General features: G+C 69.0%; 15 protein-coding genes. 8 read left to right on the forward strand and 7 right to left on the reverse strand.

Going from position 1 to position 16,596, the window contains the following annotated elements:
- Nucleotides 1-3: 3 nt before the first annotated feature.
- A complete protein-coding gene (scpA, locus tag ACZ63D_RS08315) occupies nt 4-2,172 on the reverse strand; it encodes a methylmalonyl-CoA mutase (protein WP_009072675.1) in 2,169 nt (722 codons plus the stop codon).
- Entirely contained in the window at nt 2,169-4,034 is a 1,866-nt protein-coding gene (locus tag ACZ63D_RS08320; protein ID WP_465353573.1) for a methylmalonyl-CoA mutase family protein, read from the reverse strand. Before ACZ63D_RS08320 ends, scpA begins: the two co-directional genes overlap by 4 nt.
- Before the next feature lie 241 nt (nt 4,035-4,275).
- On the opposite strand from ACZ63D_RS08320, the gene ACZ63D_RS08325 reads away from it, so the two are divergent.
- Nucleotides 4,276-6,009 (forward strand): serine/threonine-protein kinase, encoded by a 1,734-nt coding sequence (locus ACZ63D_RS08325; RefSeq protein ID WP_465353728.1) that lies wholly within the window; start codon nt 4,276-4,278, stop codon nt 6,007-6,009.
- Nucleotides 6,010-6,197: 188 nt separating this feature from the next.
- Here the strand turns inward: ACZ63D_RS08325 and ACZ63D_RS08330 are convergent, their stop codons facing one another.
- Entirely contained in the window at nt 6,198-6,818 is a 621-nt protein-coding gene (locus ACZ63D_RS08330) for a MerR family transcriptional regulator (RefSeq protein ID WP_465353729.1), read from the reverse strand.
- Nucleotides 6,819-6,925: 107 nt separating this feature from the next.
- Between ACZ63D_RS08330 and ACZ63D_RS08335 the strand changes: the two genes are divergently transcribed.
- From ACZ63D_RS08335 to ACZ63D_RS08345, 3 genes are read left to right on the forward strand one after another with little or no spacing between them, the layout of a single operon-like run.
- Nucleotides 6,926-7,903, forward strand: a complete 978-nt coding sequence (locus ACZ63D_RS08335) for a hypothetical protein (RefSeq protein WP_465353574.1) — start codon at nt 6,926-6,928, stop codon at nt 7,901-7,903.
- Complete coding sequence (locus ACZ63D_RS08340; protein WP_465353575.1) at nt 7,900-8,328, forward strand: ABA4-like family protein; 429 nt, start codon at nt 7,900-7,902, stop codon at nt 8,326-8,328. Before ACZ63D_RS08335 ends, ACZ63D_RS08340 begins: the two co-directional genes overlap by 4 nt.
- Complete coding sequence (locus ACZ63D_RS08345; RefSeq protein ID WP_465353576.1) at nt 8,325-9,110, forward strand: purine-nucleoside phosphorylase; 786 nt, start codon at nt 8,325-8,327, stop codon at nt 9,108-9,110. Before ACZ63D_RS08340 ends, ACZ63D_RS08345 begins: the two co-directional genes overlap by 4 nt.
- A 47-nt stretch (nt 9,111-9,157) precedes the next feature.
- Here the strand turns inward: ACZ63D_RS08345 and ACZ63D_RS08350 are convergent, their stop codons facing one another.
- Entirely contained in the window at nt 9,158-10,309 is a 1,152-nt protein-coding gene (locus ACZ63D_RS08350) for a glycosyltransferase (protein ID WP_465353577.1), read from the reverse strand.
- Between the two features lie 57 nt (nt 10,310-10,366).
- Between ACZ63D_RS08350 and ACZ63D_RS08355 the strand changes: the two genes are divergently transcribed.
- Together ACZ63D_RS08355 and ACZ63D_RS08360 are read left to right on the forward strand one after the other, a co-directional pair.
- Complete coding sequence (locus tag ACZ63D_RS08355) at nt 10,367-11,995, forward strand: phospho-sugar mutase (RefSeq protein ID WP_465353578.1); 1,629 nt, start codon at nt 10,367-10,369, stop codon at nt 11,993-11,995.
- A 10-nt stretch (nt 11,996-12,005) separates the two neighbouring features.
- Nucleotides 12,006-12,455: a flavodoxin family protein gene (locus ACZ63D_RS08360; RefSeq protein ID WP_009072659.1), complete on the forward strand. Its 450-nt coding sequence runs from the start codon at nt 12,006-12,008 to the stop codon at nt 12,453-12,455.
- 454 nt (nt 12,456-12,909) lie between these two features.
- On the opposite strand, the gene hisS is transcribed toward ACZ63D_RS08360, so the two are convergent.
- Nucleotides 12,910-14,205 (reverse strand): histidine--tRNA ligase, encoded by a 1,296-nt coding sequence (gene hisS, locus ACZ63D_RS08365; RefSeq protein ID WP_465353579.1) that lies wholly within the window; start codon nt 14,203-14,205, stop codon nt 12,910-12,912.
- 36 nt (nt 14,206-14,241) lie between these two features.
- Entirely contained in the window at nt 14,242-14,625 is a 384-nt protein-coding gene (locus ACZ63D_RS08370; RefSeq protein ID WP_465353580.1) for a hypothetical protein, read from the reverse strand.
- A gap of 159 nt (nt 14,626-14,784) precedes the next feature.
- Here ACZ63D_RS08370 and ACZ63D_RS08375 point away from each other — a divergent pair, with 159 nt between their 5' ends.
- On the forward strand, nt 14,785-15,237 hold the full coding sequence (locus ACZ63D_RS08375; RefSeq protein ID WP_465353581.1) for a hypothetical protein: 453 nt from the start codon (nt 14,785-14,787) through the stop codon (nt 15,235-15,237).
- A 40-nt stretch (nt 15,238-15,277) separates the two neighbouring features.
- Nucleotides 15,278-15,640, forward strand: a complete 363-nt coding sequence (locus tag ACZ63D_RS08380; RefSeq protein WP_465353582.1) for a hypothetical protein — start codon at nt 15,278-15,280, stop codon at nt 15,638-15,640.
- Between the two features lie 3 nt (nt 15,641-15,643).
- On the opposite strand, the gene ACZ63D_RS08385 is transcribed toward ACZ63D_RS08380, so the two are convergent.
- Nucleotides 15,644-16,552 (reverse strand): LysR family transcriptional regulator, encoded by a 909-nt coding sequence (locus tag ACZ63D_RS08385; protein ID WP_465353583.1) that lies wholly within the window; start codon nt 16,550-16,552, stop codon nt 15,644-15,646.
- Nucleotides 16,553-16,596 lie beyond the last annotated feature (44 nt).

Raw genomic sequence — 16,596 nt, forward strand, 5'->3', positions numbered from 1 at the left:
GGTTCAGGACTCCTGCGCGGCCAGCTGCTGGAGCAGGTCGATCGCCGCGTCCGCGAGCACCGTGCCCGGGCCGAAGATCGCCGCCGCTCCGGCTTCGCGCAGCTCGGGGTAGTCCTGCGGCGGGATCACGCCGCCGACCACGACCATGATGTCCTCGCGGCCCAGCTCGGCCAGCTCGTGACGCAGCGCGGGCACCAGCGACAGGTGCCCGGCGGCCAGCGAGGACACGCCGATCACGTGCACGTCCGCTTCGGACGCCTGGCGCGCGACCTCGGCCGGGGTGGAGAACAGCGGGCCAACATCGACGTCGAAGCCGAGATCGGCGAAGCCGGTGGCGATCACCTTCTGGCCGCGGTCGTGGCCGTCCTGGCCCATCTTCGCGACGAGGATGCGCGGGCGGCGGCCTTCTTCCTCGGCGAATTTGTCGACCAGCTCGCGGGCCTTCTCGACGTTGTCCGACTTCCCCACCTCTTCCCGGTACACGCCGGAGATCGTGCGGATCTGGCCGGAGTGGCGGCCCCAGTTCTTCTCCAGGGCGTCGGAGATCTCGCCGACGGTGGCCTTTGCGCGCGCGGCGTTGATGGCCAGCTCCAGCAGGTTGCCGTTGTTCTGCGCGCCTTCGGTGAGGCGGCGCAGCGCGTCCTCGGTGGCCTGCGGGTCGCGTTCTTCGCGCAGCCGACGCAGCTTCTCCAACTGCTGCGCGCGTACGCCCGCGTTGTCGACCTTGAGCACGTCGATCTGCTCGTCGTCGGTGACCTGGTACTTGTTCACGCCGATGACCGGCTGTCGTCCCGAGTCGATGCGCGCCTGCGTACGCGCGGCCGCCTCTTCGATACGCAGCTTCGGGATGCCTTCGTCAATCGCGCGCGCCATGCCGCCCGCGCCCTCGACTTCGGTGATGTGACCCCACGCCTTGCGCGCGAGGTCGTAGGTGAGCTTTTCGACGAACGCGCTGCCGCCCCACGGGTCAATGACGCGCGTGGTGCCGGATTCCTGCTGCAGCAACAGCTGTGTGTTGCGCGCGATCCGCGCGGAGAAGTCGGTGGGCAGCGCCAGCGCTTCGTCAAGAGCGTTGGTGTGCAACGACTGCGTGTGGCCCTGGGTGGCGGCCATCGCCTCGACGCACGTACGCGTGACGTTGTTGAAGACGTCCTGCGCGGTGAGCGACCAACCCGACGTCTGAGAGTGCGTACGCAGCGACAGCGACTTCTGTGACTTCGGGTCGAACTGCTTCACCAGCTTCGCCCACAACAGCCGCGCGGCGCGCAGCTTCGCGACCTCCATGAAGAAGTTCATGCCGATGGCCCAGAAGAACGACAGCCGCGGCGCGAACTTGTCGACGTCCAGCCCGGCTTCGACGCCCGCGCGGATGTACTCGACGCCGTCCGCGAGCGTGTACGCCAGCTCCAGGTCGGCGGTCGCTCCGGCCTCCTGCATGTGGTAGCCGGAGATCGAGATCGAGTTGTACTTCGGCATGTGCTGCGAGGTGTAGGCGAAGATGTCGGAAATGATCCGCATCGACGGCTGCGGCGGGTAAATGTAGGTGTTGCGGACCATGAACTCCTTGAGGATGTCGTTCTGGATGGTCCCCGCGAGCTGCTCCGGCTTCACCCCCTGTTCCTCGGCCGCGACCACGTAGAGCGCGAGCACCGGCAGCACCGCGCCGTTCATCGTCATCGAGACGGACATCTTGTCCAGCGGGATGCCGTCAAACAGCTGGCGCATGTCGTAGATCGAGTCGATCGCCACGCCGGCCATGCCGACGTCGCCGGACACGCGCGGGTGGTCGGAGTCGTAGCCGCGGTGCGTGGCCAGGTCGAACGCGACCGACAGGCCTTTCTGCCCGGCCGCGAGGTTGCGGCGGTAGAAGGCGTTCGACTCCTGCGCGGTGGAGAACCCGGCGTACTGGCGGATCGTCCACGGCTGGTTTACGTACATCGTCGGGTACGGCCCGCGCAGGTAGGGCGCGATGCCCGGGTACGTGCCGAGGAAGTCCACATCGGACAGATCGGCGGCGGTGTAGACCGGTTTCACGCCGATGCCCTCGGGGGTTTCCCAGGCCAGCGCGTCCGGGCCCTTGCCGGTGGCGTCCTGCACGGCCTGTGCCCACGCTGCGCGGTCGCCCGGTTCCGGCGTGCCGAGGGGGATGTCGGCGAAGTTGGGGATGCTCATGCGGAGACTCCCAGCTGTGCGTGGAGGCTGGTCAGAATTTCGAGCGCGTCGCACCCGGCGTACAGATTGCCGCTGATTCCATCGTGAGTTCCCTTACCCGCCAACAGAACGCTGTCCGCGCCGAGCGACGCCGCGACGGACGCGGCCTGTTCTTCGTACGCCGCGTCAGTGCCGCAGACGCACGCGATCTTCGCGCCGCTCTCGCGGAACGCACCGGGCAGATCGTCGGTGGCACCGGGATTCACCGCCTCGATCCCGCCTGCCTGCAACAAGTTCGTGGCGAACGAAGCACGAGCAGTGTGCGCGGCGACCGGACCCAGCGTGGCCAGGAAAACCTTCGGCCGCTCGCCGTGCTTGGCTAGGTAAGCGTCGGACGCGTCGCGCAGTTTCTCGTATTCCTCGGCGTACCGGTGCCTCGGCAGCCCGCCGTCCACAGTGGACGGCAACGGGTCTCGGGTGACCGGCTTTTCGTCCAGATTCGGAAACTCGCTGACCCCGGTGAGCGGATCGCGCCGGGTGGCGAGGCGGCTCGCGCGCTTTTCCCAGGTCTGCGCGAGCCGTCCGGCCAGAGCGCCGGACGCCAGCTCGGCCTCGATGCCGCCCGCCGCTTCGATCGCGGTGAACTCGCGCCACGCGGCTTCGGCGAGTTCGCCGGTCAGTTTCTCGACGTACCAGGAGCCGCCCGCCGGGTCGATCACGCTGCCCAGCTTCGACTCTTCGATGAGGATCGCGTTGGTGTTGCGGGCGATCCGCGAGGAAAACGCGTCCGGCAGGCCGATCGCCGCGTCGAACGGCAGCACGGTGACCGCGTCCGCGCCGCCGACCCCGGCCGCGAAACAGGCGACGGTGGTGCGCAGCATGTTCACCCACGGGTCGCGCTGGGTGAACATCGACGGCGACGTGACCGCGTGCTGGTGCATGCCGCGCGCTTCCGCGGCCGCGCCGGAAACTTCGAGGACCCGGTCCCACAGCCGGCGCGCGGCGCGGAACTTGGCGATGGTGAGGAACTGGTCCGCGGTCGCGGCGAGCCGGAACTCGAGCTGCGCGGCCGCCGCGGCGACGTCCAAGCCCGCCTCGGTGAGCGCACGCAGATAAGCGACGCCGGACGCGATGGTCGCGCCGAGTTCCTGCGCGTCGGAGCCGCCTGCTTCGTGAAACGGCAGTCCGTCGGCGACGATCGTGCGCACCTTGGGGTACTTAGGGGCAACCTTCACGGCCAGGTCGGCGGCCGGGCCGAGCGGGAGTGCCCGGCCGGTCCGAGCCGAGGTGCCGAGCGGGTCCGCACCGAGCGTGCCGACGGCTTCGCTGGCCGGGATCTCGCGCTCGGCGAAGAGGTCAAGCAGTGATTGAGCAGCGGTTTCGTACTCCGCGCCAGCGTCGAGGACCACCGGCGCGAGGCCGATGTACACCTCGTTCAGCGCGTCCGCGAGCGCGGAGATCGGGAGCGAACCCTCGCCGAGGCGCAGCCACACCGAAGACGCGCCGCCTTCGAGGTCAGCGAGGATCGCCGCGTTCGCCGCGCGGGCGTCTTCGCGCTGGTGGCGGACTCGGATGTCCCATCCAGTGCCGACCACGCCCTCCGGCCGCGCACCGCGCACGAACGGCGGCAGTCCCGGGAAGCCGAGGTCGCCGTTCCCGTCCTCGGCGGTGTAAAGGGGCTGGATCTCGATGCCGTCGTAGGTGCGCGAGACGAGCTTGCTCTCCGGCGCACCCGCGAAATCCTCCGGGAGCCTGCCGCTCTTGCGCAGCACTCCCGCCACCAGCTCCTGCCACTGGGCGCGGTCCGCGGCCGGAAACTCCGCCGCGAGAGCGAGCCGGGGCTCGGAGGTCGGCGCCGACTCCGGACCAGCCACGTTCGTCATACCCAGTGATGGTAGAGGCAGGCCACCACCCGCACCTGTGACTCTGCTCGCCCCCCGTACGGGTGAACTCAGGGGTAGCGGTGCTGGGTCGAAGAGTGTCGGCCGGGTGGGCCACAATCATGGGGTGCCCTCGGAGAACAGCGAGACGGACCAGCCCGGCAACACCGACAGCACCGGCTCGGCGAACGCCCAGCCGTCGACCGGCGGCGACCAGCCGCGGGTAGTCGCGGGGCGCTACCGGCTGCGCTCGGTTCTGGGGTCGGGGTCGATGGGCACGGTCTGGTCGGCTTACGACGAGTTCCTGCACCGCCCGGTCGCGGTCAAGGAGATGAAGGTGCCGCCGGGCATCCCGGCCGAACAGGCGGACGAACTCCGCGAGCGCACGCTGCGCGAGGCACGGGCGATCGCGGTGCTGTCGCATCCGAACGTCATCACGCTGCACGACGTCGCGCGCGAGAACGACGCCCCGTTCGTCGTGATGGAGCTGCTGCCGTCGCGCAGCCTCGCGCACCTCCTGCGCGACCACGGCCCGCTGACGGTCGAACAGGCCGCGGCGGTCGGCATCGCGGTAGCCGCCGCCCTCGAAGCGGCCCACGACGCAGGCATCACGCACCGCGACGTAAAGCCCGGAAACGTCCTGGTCGCCAGCGACGGCCGGATCAAACTGACGGACTTCGGCATCGCCCGCAATGTCTCCGAAGCCACCATGACGCGCACCGGCATCATGCTGGGTTCGCCCGCCTACATCTCCCCGGAAGTCGCTTCCGGCGGCCCGGTCACGCCCAGCGCCGACCTGTGGGGCCTCGGCGCGACGCTGTTCGCCGCAGTCGAAGGCGCACCTCCCTACGACGCGGACGGCGACCCGCTGGAAACCGTCGGCAAGGTCGTCAACGGCAAGGTCCCGCGCCCGAAGCCGGGCCCGCTGGCCGACGTCATCACGGCGTTGATGAAGAAGGAGCCGGAGAAGCGAATCTCGCTGCGCGAGGTGCGTCACCGGCTGTACCCGAAGCAGACTAAGGCCACGGTGGACCTGTTCGGCCCCGAACTGTTCCGCACGCCGGATGGCAAAAAAACGGCCGCCCACCTGGACGCCACCGACACCCAGGTGATCAAAACCGTAGCCCCGAAACCAGACTCCCCCGAACAACCCGCCGCCCTGGCCGCGGACCCCGGCCCGCTGCCCTTCATGCGTACGGGCAACACCGGCGCCGCCCCCGCCTTCACCCCCGCTCCCGCCCTGCCCGCCCCACCGCCGTTGCCCGCCCCACTGCCGCCGCCACCCCCACGCCGCAGCAGCAAAGCCACGGCCCTGCTGGCAGTCGCCTCAATGGTCCTGTTCGCCCTAGCCTGCGGCGGCGGTTTCGCACTGGCCCGCGTCGTGAGCGGCCAAAACTTGCTGCCCCCGCAAACCCCGGAAACCGGCGTCCTGGCCACCCTGGGCACCGTCGAAGGCTCCTCGGAGCCCCTGAAACTGGTCCCCCAGCACGCCAACGCGAGCGCCACGGCAAACGTCTCGCGCGACAGCGAATACACGCTCTCGGTACCCGAGGGATGGCAACGCTTCATCGCCTCGAGAAAATCCAGCTTCGGCACCTCAACGGTAGTCCAGTACATTTCCCCGGACGGCCGCCAATCCCTGCGCCTGGAACGAATCCCGAACTTCTACGAGAAGTATTCCGAACACGACGCTATCGCCGCACTGCGCTCGTCAGGTTCCCCGGATTCCTTCACCTTCACCCGCGACCCCGCGCAAACCCCCAACGGCGTAGAAATCATGTTCCGCGCAGTAGAACGCGCACAAAGCAACTCCGCAAACCCAGACGCCGTAATCACCCGCGCAACCTACGCCCTGATCAAACAATCCCAAAGCACCCTCTGGCTACTGTCCCTGACAGTCCCAGCAGAACAAGAAGACACCGCCTCCGCAACCTTCAACCAAATAGCACCAACACTATCTTTCCCAGCAAGCTCCTAAAACCACCCCAACCCAGGCAGCCACACCCGGCCCTGCACCCCGATACGAAGCCTTCTCTGCGGTTCGGGGGTGGTTGTCAAGGCATCTTTCCCGCCTTGACAACCACCCCCGAACCGTCAGCACAATTAGCTTCGGGGTGCCCCCAAACTCACCCCATAGCAATGTCGCCCCCCAGGGCGACGAGCCGCTCACATATCCAAATACCGCCGCCGAGTCTCCGCAGCCTGAGCCATCCTCCGAAACCCCTCAAACAACCGATCCCCCAATACCGTCCCCACCACCGCCGCCTCAACAATCCGATCCATAGACCCCACCGCGTCCACCGTATCCAAATCCACCCCAGCGATCAGATCGGCAATATCCGCATACCGCCCCACCTGATCAAGCAACGCCTGATGCCCCAACGCCCGAACGGTACAAACAGTCCCCACCAACAACCCCACCACCGGATCATCAGCCTCGAACTTCCACCCGTGCCCCCGGGCAATCTCGGACAACATCCCCAGCGCCCACTCCCGATCCTCTTCCCCCACCTCCACGACGGACTGAGCCAACGCCCGCTGCATCACCCCCAGCACGTTGTAAGCCGTCCGATCGGAATCCACCGCGGCCACGACCTCCCGCACCGTCGCCACTGACAGCCCGCCGACCTCGACCAGCGCCCGGATCAGCTTCAACCGCCGCACGTGCTCCTCGCCGTAGCGCGCCTGATTCGGACTGGTCCGTTCCCCGGCCGGAAGCAGCCCCTCCCGCAGGTAGTACTTGATCGTCGCCACCGGGATCCCGGACTCGGCGCTCAGCTCTGCCATCCGCACCCGTTCGACCCTACTTCCGGGAAAAACCCTGAGGACTTCTCAGCATGGATAGTTTAACTTCCCATAACGGAGAGTACGACTATCCATCCTGGGAGGACCTCATGACCACGACCATCGATCCGCCCGCGACGCTGAACACCGCGAAAATGCGAACCTGGCATCGCCCGTCGCTGTGGTTCGCCGCGGCGATGGCCGTCGCGACCGTGCTGACCATCGCTGCGATGCTGATCGACCGCCGAACTCTGCTGGGCGCGCCAGTGTGGGCGAAGCTGGTCAAGTTCGCCGTCTCCGGCGGGCTCTACTTCTTCACTTGGAGCTGGCTCGTCTCGCTGCTGCGCGGACGGTTGCGCAAGGTCGCGAGCGCGGCCACGACTGTCGCCGTCGTGCTGTTCGCCGGCGAGTACGTGGCGATGACCATTCAGGCGGTCCGTGGCAGACCGAGCCACTTCGCGAACACTTCCCCGTTCGACGCCGCACTGTTCCAGGTCATGGGCGCGATGGTGGCGGGGCTCTGGCTCGCCACGCTCGTCGGCACCGTGCTGCTCATGTTCACCCGGATCGAGGACCGCGCGGTGTACTGGGCGGTGCGCACCGGTGCGGTCGTCGCGCTGATCGGCGCAGGGCTGGCCGTGCTGATGACCGGGCCCACGCCGCAGGAACTGGCCGCGATCAATGCCACCGGGCACTCCGACCTGATCGGCGCGCACAGCGTCGGCGTCGAAGACGGCGGCCCCGGCCTCCCGCTGCTCGGCTGGAGCACCACCGGCGGCGACCTGCGCATCCCGCATTTCATCGGATTGCACGCGCTGCAAGCCTTGCCGCTCCTGGCGTTCGGGCTCGCCGTGCTCGCGACGCGACTGCCCCGGCTGCGCGAGAGCGCGGTCCGCGTGCGGCTGGTGTGGACGGGTTCGCTCGGTTACGCGGCTCTCGTGGGCTTGGTCCTGTGGCAGGCGGAACGCGGTGAACCGCTCATCCACCCGAGCGGCACGACGCTGGCAGCGGCCGGTCTGCTCGTCGGCGTGGTCGCGGCGGCTGTCGCGGCGTCGGTGCTGGCGCCGGTCCGGAAGGCGGTCCGGTGAGCGACTTGACCGTCTTCGCCTGGACGTTCCCGGTCGCGGTTCCGTTCTGGGCGCTGATGATCTTCGTGCCCGGCTGGCGCGGCACCCGCCGGATCCTGGCCTCGCCGTGGGTGCCGCTGCTGCCGCTGATCTGGTATTTCGTGCTGGCGATCCCGCATTTCGGCGAGCTGTGGCACGCGATGCAGCGGCCGGATCTCGGTGTGCTGCAAGGATTTCTGGGCACGTCGTACGGGGCCGCGCTAGTCTGGGCGCAGCTCATCGCGTTCGACCTGTTCATCGGGCGGTGGATGTTCTTCGAGGCGCGCACGCACCGGATCCCGTGGTGGGTGCTCAGCCCGCTGCTTCTGCTGACGATCTTCCTGTCGCCGTTCGGCCTGGTCGCTTTCCTGGCCGTGCGCGGCGCCCGGTTACGCTCGGCGGCATGAGCAACCTGGAGGAGGCGGCCGCGGCCGTCATCGCCGAGCGCACCGGCGTCGAGAAACACGACATCGCCGTGGTGCTCGGCTCGGGCTGGCGCCCGGCCGCGGACGTGATCGGAACCGCCGACGCGGAGATCCCGTTCGGCGAGCTGCCGGGCTTCACCCCGCCCGGAGCCGTCGGCCACGGCGGCACGGTGCGGTCCCTGCGGATCGGCGACAAGCGTGCGCTGGTCCTGCTCGGCCGTACGCATTTCTACGAGGGCAAGGGCATCGACCCGGTCGTGCAGAACGTGCGCACGGCAGCGGCGGCGGGCGCACGGACCGTGCTGCTCACCAACGCGGCGGGCGGGCTGCGCGCGGGCATGAACGTCGGGCAGCCGGTGCTGATCTCCGACCACCTCAACCTGACCGCGCGTTCCCCGATCGTCGGCGCGAACTTCGTCGACCTCACCGACCTCTACGCCCAGCGCTTGCGCGACCTGGCGCGGGAGATCGACGATTCGCTGGAGGAAGGCGTGTACGCGGGCCTGCCCGGACCGCACTTCGAGACGCCCGCCGAGATCCGGATGCTGCGCAACATGGGCGCGGATCTGGTCGGCATGTCGACCGTGCTGGAGGCGATCGCCGCCCGCGCGGCCGGGCTCGAAGTGTTCGGGCTGTCCTTGGTCACGAACCTGGCCGCGGGCATGACCGGCGAACCGCTCAACCACGAGGAAGTGCTCGAGGCCGGGCGGCAGTCGGCGACGCGGATGGGCTCGCTGTTGAAGGAACTCGTCACCCGCGCGTGAGTTTCGCTGGGTGTTGGCGCCGGTGCGGAACCGGCGCCAACACTCGCTCAGGCGTACTGCGGCAGCTGCGCGGCCACTTCCTCCGGCGAAGGCATCGCCGCGACCTCCGCGGCCAGCGCGCGTACGGCATCCGCCACCGTACTGTCAGCCAGCAACCGACCGGCCGTCTCGCGGACCGCGTCCGTCGTCAGCTCGTCGCCGACTAGCTTCGCGCCAGCACCGACTTCGACCACTGCGTCAGCGTTGGTGAACTGATCAGCGCCCTGCGGCAACACCAGCTGCGCGGCGCCCGCGCCGAACGCGCCCAGTGTGGTTCCGCTGCCACCGTGATGCACCACCAGATCGACGTGCGGCAGCAGTTCCGACTGCGGCACCCACGCCTCCAGCTGCACGTTCGACGGCACCTCGCCGAGCGCCGCGACGTCGACCGCCGGGCCGGTGGCCACCAGCACGTCGACGTCGAGCGAGGCCAAGCCCTGCAACGCCGAGGTCAGCAGGTGCGCCTGGCTGGCACCGGTGGTGCCGAGCGTCAGATACACCAGCGGGCGGCCGCGGTCGCGGCCTTCGACGCCGGACGGCAGTTCGCCCGGTTCGCTCCAGCCGACCGGGCGCAGCGGGACCCGCCGGGCCCCGGAGACGAACTCCGGCGCCTGCACCGACGGCGGGCAGATGTCCACGAACGGATGGCCCCAGAAGAACCTGCCGTTGCCGTCGAGACCGACCTCGCTGGCGAAGGCGTCGATCTGCTCGCTGATGTGGTCTACCAGACCACCGGAGGACACCCGGCCGAATCCGTGGCCGATCGCGGGAATTCCCGCCCGGTGCGCCGCGAAAGCTCCACCCGGATTGCCCATTTCGTACACGACCAGGTCCGGTTTCCGCTCAGCGAGCAGCGGGGCGAGATCGGTCGTGAACCGGTCCGGCAGCAACCGGCCGAACGTCTTGCCGATCGCCTCGTTCAGCTCGGCCTGCGGAACCTCGTGCCGGTCGCGGGTGTCTCCGGCGAAGACCTGGCCGAACGCTTCCTGCAGCGTCAGCCCGGCGGAGGCGGGTTCGAGCCCGGCTTTTTCGATGCTCGGGTGGAAGTCGGGTGCGGTCGCGAAAACCACGTCGTGGCCGGCGTCCCGAGCGGCGACGGCGAGCGGCAGCAACGGATAGAGGTGCCCGTAAGACGCGAGGGAAGTGAAAAGAATGCGCACCAGGCGAGCGTATCGCCAGCCACCACCGAGTTTCGGGATCCGCGTAAGCTGGCCCGGGTGTCCGACAGCCTCGATTCCCGCCTTCGCGATTCCGTCTACCGCTGGATCGCCGACGACCCGGATCCCGCCTCGCGCGAGGAACTGACCGCCGCCCTCGCCCGCGCGATGGGCAAGGAGCCCGGAGCGGCCGAGGACATCGCCGACCGGATGGCCGGGCCGCTGGAGTTCGGCACCGCTGGCCTGCGCGGGCCGGTACGCGCGGGGCCGAACGGGATGAACGTCGCAGTCGTCACGAGGACCACCGCGGGCGTCGCGGCCTGGCTCGCCGCGCAGGGGCAGGCGGGCGGCGTGGTCGTGATCGGCCGCGACGCGCGGCACGGTTCGGAAGCCTTCGCCACCGCCGCGGCCGAAGTGCTGACGGCCGCCGGGTTCGCGGTGAAGGTGCTGCCGCAGCCGTTGCCGACGCCGTTGCTGGCGTTCTCCGTGCTGCACTACGGCGCGGTCGCCGGGATCCAGATCACCGCGTCGCACAACCCGCCCGCGGACAACGGATACAAGCTTTACGACGCCACCGGCGGACAGATCGTGCCACCGTCCGACGGCGAAATCGAGCGCGCGATCCAGTCGGCCCCGGCCACCCGGAGCATTCCGCGCACGCCTGGAGCCGAGGTCGTCGACCCGCGCGAGGCGTACCTCGCCGCGGTCGGCGCGCTGCCGCATGGCACGGCGCGCGAGCTGCGGATCGCCGCGACGGCGCTGCACGGGGTCGGCGCGGAGACCCTCCAGGCCGCGCTGTCCCGGGCCGGATTCACCGACGCACACCTGGTTTCCGCCCAGTCCGAACCGGACGCCGACTTCCCCACCGTCTCGTTCCCCAACCCCGAGGAACCCGGCGCGACCGATCTCCTGCTGGCACTGGCGTCCGAAGTGGACGCCGACCTGGCGGTGGCGCTCGACCCGGACGCCGACCGGTGCGCGCTCGGCGTTCGCGGCCCGGACGGCTGGCGGATGCTGCGCGGCGACGAGACCGGCGTCCTGCTCGGGTCGCATCTTCTGTCCACAACGGACAATCCAGATCCGTTGGTGGCCACCACGATCGTGTCCTCGTCGCTGCTCGGCGAGGTAGCGAAGGAAAAAGGCGCGCGCTACGCGGAGACGCTCACCGGGTTCAAGTGGCTGGTCCGCGCTGGCGAGGGCCTGGTGTTCGCGTATGAGGAAGCGCTCGGCCTCTGCGTGAACCCGGGCTTTGTCCGCGACAAGGACGGCATCGCCGCCGCGGTCGCGGGCGCGGACCTGGCCGCCACGCTCAAGGCCGAAGGCCGCACGCTGCTGGACGTCCTCGACGACATCGCGACCCGGCACGGCGTGCACCTCACCGATCAAGTGTCGTTGCGGGTCACCGACCTTTCCGTGCGCGGACGCCTGATGGCGGCGCTCCGCTCGAACCCGCCGGCCACGCTCGGCGGGGCGGCGGTGACGCTTGAGGACCTCCTGCCGGACGCCGACGTGCTGCGGCTGAGCGGCGACGGCGTACGGGTCGTCGTGCGGCCGTCCGGCACTGAACCGAAACTGAAGGCGTATCTGCAAGTGGTGACTCCGGTAACCGGCGAACTCGCCGAGGCGCGGCAAAGCGCGACGGAAGTTCTCGACGCGGTCCGCGAGGAGATCACCGCGCTGCTGCGCTGACGGGAGAACCATGCCAACGTTGCTGATCGTGCACCACACGCCGTCGCCGTCGATGCAGGCGATGTTCGAGGCCGCGCTCGCCGGCGCGAAGCACCCGGACATCGAAGGCGTCGACGTCGTCCGCCGTCCCGCGCTCGGCGCGACGGTGGCCGACGTGCTGGCCGCGGACGGCTACCTGCTGGGCACTCCGGCGAACCTCGGCAGCATGAGCGGAGCATTGAAGCACTTCTTCGACACCGTGTACTACCCGTGTCTGGACGCGACGAAAGGCCGTCCGTTCGGGGCGTACGTGCACGGCAACAACGACACGTCCGGGACCGTGCGGCAACTCGACGCGATCACGACCGGACTCGGCTGGACCCGGGTGGCCGAGCCCGTGCTCGTGACGGGCGAACCGGACAAGGCGGCACTGGAAGCGGTGACCGAACTCGGCGGAACTCTCGCCGCGACGCTCATGTGAGCGGTGCCCGCTCCGCCGAGCGGGCTCGAAAGCCTTACCAGGGAAAGTAAAGAGGCCTGTCACCGGAAGCCCTGGGGGTCGACCTCCGGCAACAGGCCAGGTCAAGGGTTCGCAACGAAGGCGATCAACCTCGACTACGCAAGGGTACTACAAAGAACGGATCATGACGACCCTGCAATGACAACCAAGCGTGCTCGATTCAACCCCGAGGGCGCCGACCAGGGCCGCCCAGCGTGAGAAACCTGGATTCCGGACCGCTCGCGTCCCAGTCAGCGGACCACCCCCGCCCCGTCCGGCCCAACGGACCGGCCCCGGAGTGTCCATTGTGGACCGACGGGCCCGGCGGCTGATTCATCGACCGCCGACTGCGGTGGGTGACGAAACCGCACCGCGCCCGCCGCTTGGCGGCGAAGAAGGCGGGCGTCAGTCCGGAGACCGACGCCCGCCCCGGAAATCAGGCAGGCGAGACCATCGCCCGGACCGTCGCCGGAACGTCGGCCACCGCGACCTGCTCCTGTTCGCGCGTGGCCAGGCTCCGGACGGTCACCCGGCCGGCCGCCCAGTCCTCCTCGCCCACGATGACGACCGCGACCGCGCCCGCTTTGTCCGCGCGGGTGAGCTCCTTGCCCAGTTTGCGCAGTTCCAGCGGGGTCGACGTGCGCAGCCCCGCCTTGCGCAGCGCCGTCGCGACGTCGCGGGCCGGGTCCGCCAGGTCCTCGGTGACCGGGATGACCGTGACGTCGACCTCGCTGCGCGGCTGCGGCCGGAGGCCGTGCGTCTCGAGGAAGTCCATCAGCGTCACGTCGCCCATGCCGAACCCGATGCCGGAGATCTGCTCCTTGGTGAACATCGAGGCGAGGTTGCTGTACCGGCCGCCGCCGAACAGCGCGCGGCGGTTCTGCGGCGAGGTGTCGAAGACCTCGAACACGGTCGACGTGTAGTACGCCAGCCCGCGCACGATCAGCGGCTCGTACCGGACCAGGCTCGCCGCGCTGCTGGAGAGCACCTTGACCAGGTTCGACTCGGCCTTGACCGCCTCGGGCAGCTCGTCGAGCAGCGCCGGGCCGGCGCCGAGGGTCTCGGCGAGCTTCTCGTACTGCTTGTCCGACAACCCGATCTCGGCGGCGCTCGCCGCGTGGTCCTCTTCCGAGGTCTTCTCCCACCGGTCGACGAGCGCGAACACCTGCGGCAGGTGGTCCGGCGAGATGCCGACCACGTCGGTCAGCGCCGACGACAGCAGGTTCCGGTCGTTCACCCGCACCGCGAACATGTCCGGGGTCGCGCCGACCGCACCCATCAGATCGTGGATCAGCTCGAACATCTCGATCTCGCAGTTCGCGCTTTCCGAACCGAAAATGTCGGCGTTGATCTGCCAGTGCTCGCGCACGCGGCCGCGCTGCGGACGCTCGTAGCGGTGGCAGTTCGGGTGGCTGTACCAGCGCACTGGGAACGACAGCGATTTCGCGTGGCCGGCGATCATCCGGGCCACCGACGGTGTCATCTCCGGGCGCAGCGCGAGCCGCTCGCCGCCGCGCGTGGTCAGCGTGTACAGCTGCTGGTCGGCGATCTCCTGGCCGGACTTCCGCTCGTAGACCTCCGCCTGCTCCAGGATCGGGCCGTCGTAGCGGAGGTAGCCGTAGCGCTCCAGCACGTCGTAGAGATGGCCGAACACCTGCGTACGGACGGACATTTCGGCGGGGAGGAAGTCTCGGGTCCCCTTGACAGGCGCGGTTGACAGGTATTCAGGCACGTCATTCAGCTTAACGACCCGGCGCCAGCCGATTTGTCAGGGGAACGCGACGCCGTAGGCGGTGAGCAGCATGGCCGCGCCGAGCAGCACCGCGCCGGCGGTCGTGACGCTCATTCCAACGCGGGTGCGCAGCATCGCGAGGAAGAATCCGCCGGACTGCGCGAGCACGCCGAACAGCAGCAGGAAGCAGACGATCCAGCGCGCGGTGTCGCCGAGACCGCCGTGCTCGACCAGCTGCAACGCGGCGAGCGTGAGCACGAGCAGCACGCCGGCGTGTGCGTGTCCGGCGCGGAACAACCCGCGCTGCTTTTCGGTGAGATCGCCGCGGCGCAGGACGCCGCTGAGCGCGTAGCCGCCGTACATCACGGTGGGCAGCGATACGAGCGCGATGACGGTGAACAACTGGACTGGGCCGTGCATGGTCGCCTCCTTGGGGTGCGAAGCGACCATAACACCGTTTTAAAACACTGTCACGAAACTTCTCGCGGCGGTCACGCTGTCCCCCTTGCCGGTGGCTGTCCCCCGACGGTCGAGGGATCCGGGAAGCGGAGCGAGCGGCGGTGCACTGCGCTGGGGTTCATGACTACGACCTCGATGCGGCGACGCGCCCGATGGGCTGGTCTCGCCTTGTCTCTCGTTCTCGGCGGCCTCAGCCTGACTGCCCCCGCGCAGGCGGATGTCCAGCAGGCCAGCACTCCGGCCGCGCACCAGGCCGCGAAGAAGACGCCGGTCCACCTCAAGGCCGGACCGGTCAAGTCCAAGGTCCACAAGGGCGAGCAGCTCCGGGTCCACGGACACTTCGCGACCGGACCGGCGGGCCGCAGCGACGATGTTGGAATGCTGTATCTGCAGCAGCAAACCAAGGCGGGGGCCTGGGTGAACCTCACCTCCACCTCATGCGCGCCCGACCACGACTTCGACCTTGGCGTCCAGCTGAATGTGTCCGAAAGCCTGACACTGCGGGTCTACCACCCGGAATCCGCCCTGTTCACCGCCGCTGTCTCCGCGGTCTTCACAGTCGTCGTGCTCTAGGAACCGATCCGGTAGGTGTCCGCGGCGGAGAACGGGCATCATGTCGGGCGTGAGTCAGCCCGGGGATGCCGCTTCGCCGCAGGACGTCGCGTTGGCTTATGCCGACCAGCTCCGCCAGCAATCGGCGACCTGCCGGTTGCTGGCGGAGAAGCAGCGCGAGAACACCGCCGTGTTCGAGGGGTTCGCCGAACGCGGCTTTCCCGGTTCCGCCGAGATGGCGGTCCGCTCCGAACGGTCGGCGCGATTCCTGGTGCTGCTCGCGTCAGTGATCGCGGAGCAGGCGATCGCCCACGACGAGCTGATGGCCGCCGGCGGGCCGGAGAATTCCCGCGCGTATGTCGAATACGAGGCGACGACCCGGCGGCTGCGAGCGTTGCTGCCGACGGACAGTCTCACCGATTAGCCGTTACGGCCGCGGTGTCTGCGTGTGCGTGAGCGCGCCGACGATGTCCTCGGCCAGCAAGAGACTCGCCAAGCCATGGCCGTGTTTTTCCCGGCGCACCAACGAAACCACGTTGTTGCTGAACGCGTCGCGCACCGGCCGGAAGACGAGGCGGCCGTCCCGGATCTCCTCGGCGATGTCGAATTCGCTGAGGAACGCGATGGCGTCGCCGGACGCCGCGAGCCGTTTCATCGTCTCGATCGAGTTGGTGTGGAACGCCGGTTCGATGTCGAGACCGGCTTTGGCGAAGGCTTCCGCGACGATGCCGTGGATGACCATGGACCGATCGGCGAAGATCAGCGGATAGGGCGGGCACTGCGCTAGCGGGATCGGGTCCGCGCCGGCGAGCGGATGGTGCGGCGCGACGACGACGCCGAGCCGGGTGTTCATCTGCCAGCAGACCTCGAGATGCGCGGACGGCGGAACGTTGAAGCCAAGCCCGAGGTCGGCTTCGCTGGCTTCGACGGCACGCAGGATGTCCTGTGTCGTCATCGTGCGGATGGAGATCCGGACTCGCGGATGCCGCCCGCGGAACGCGGCCGCGGCGGTGGCGACGACGCTGCTGGCCAGTCCGGTCATCGTGGCGATCACGACTTCGCCGCTGCCGAGCGCGTGCAGGTCACGGATGTCCGCGACGGTCTCGCGGTACTGCTGCAACGTGCGCCGGACGTGCGCGAGCAGCGCTTCCCCGGCTGGCGTCGGACGCATCCCGCGCGGCAGGCGGTCGAACAACTGCTCGCCGAGTTCCGCTTCCAGCAGCAGGATCTGCCGGTTGATCGCCGACGGCGCGACGTGCAGCCGCGCACCGGCCGCGCGGATGGAGCCGAGGCGCGCCACTTCGTCGATGTACTGCAGCAACCGGGAGTGGAGCACGGGCGGACCTCCTAAGCGTACGAAAAAAGAGTACACGTCGTACG

The sequence above is a fragment of the Amycolatopsis sp. NPDC104775 genome (assembly GCF_055583325.1).

Coding starts and splice junctions, on each gene's coding strand:
- ACZ63D_RS08375 (WP_465353581.1), top strand. CDS start 14,785: ATGACTACGACCTCGATGCGGCGACGCGCCCGATGGGCTGGTCTCGCC.
- scpA (WP_009072675.1), bottom strand. CDS start 2,172: ATGAGCATCCCCAACTTCGCCGACATCCCCCTCGGCACGCCGGAACCG.
- ACZ63D_RS08370 (WP_465353580.1), bottom strand. CDS start 14,625: ATGCACGGCCCAGTCCAGTTGTTCACCGTCATCGCGCTCGTATCGCTG.
- ACZ63D_RS08360 (WP_009072659.1), top strand. CDS start 12,006: ATGCCAACGTTGCTGATCGTGCACCACACGCCGTCGCCGTCGATGCAG.
- ACZ63D_RS08320 (WP_465353573.1), bottom strand. CDS start 4,034: ATGACGAACGTGGCTGGTCCGGAGTCGGCGCCGACCTCCGAGCCCCGG.
- ACZ63D_RS08345 (WP_465353576.1), top strand. CDS start 8,325: ATGAGCAACCTGGAGGAGGCGGCCGCGGCCGTCATCGCCGAGCGCACC.
- ACZ63D_RS08380 (WP_465353582.1), top strand. CDS start 15,278: ATGTCGGGCGTGAGTCAGCCCGGGGATGCCGCTTCGCCGCAGGACGTC.
- ACZ63D_RS08335 (WP_465353574.1), top strand. CDS start 6,926: ATGACCACGACCATCGATCCGCCCGCGACGCTGAACACCGCGAAAATG.
- ACZ63D_RS08330 (WP_465353729.1), bottom strand. CDS start 6,818: ATGGCAGAGCTGAGCGCCGAGTCCGGGATCCCGGTGGCGACGATCAAG.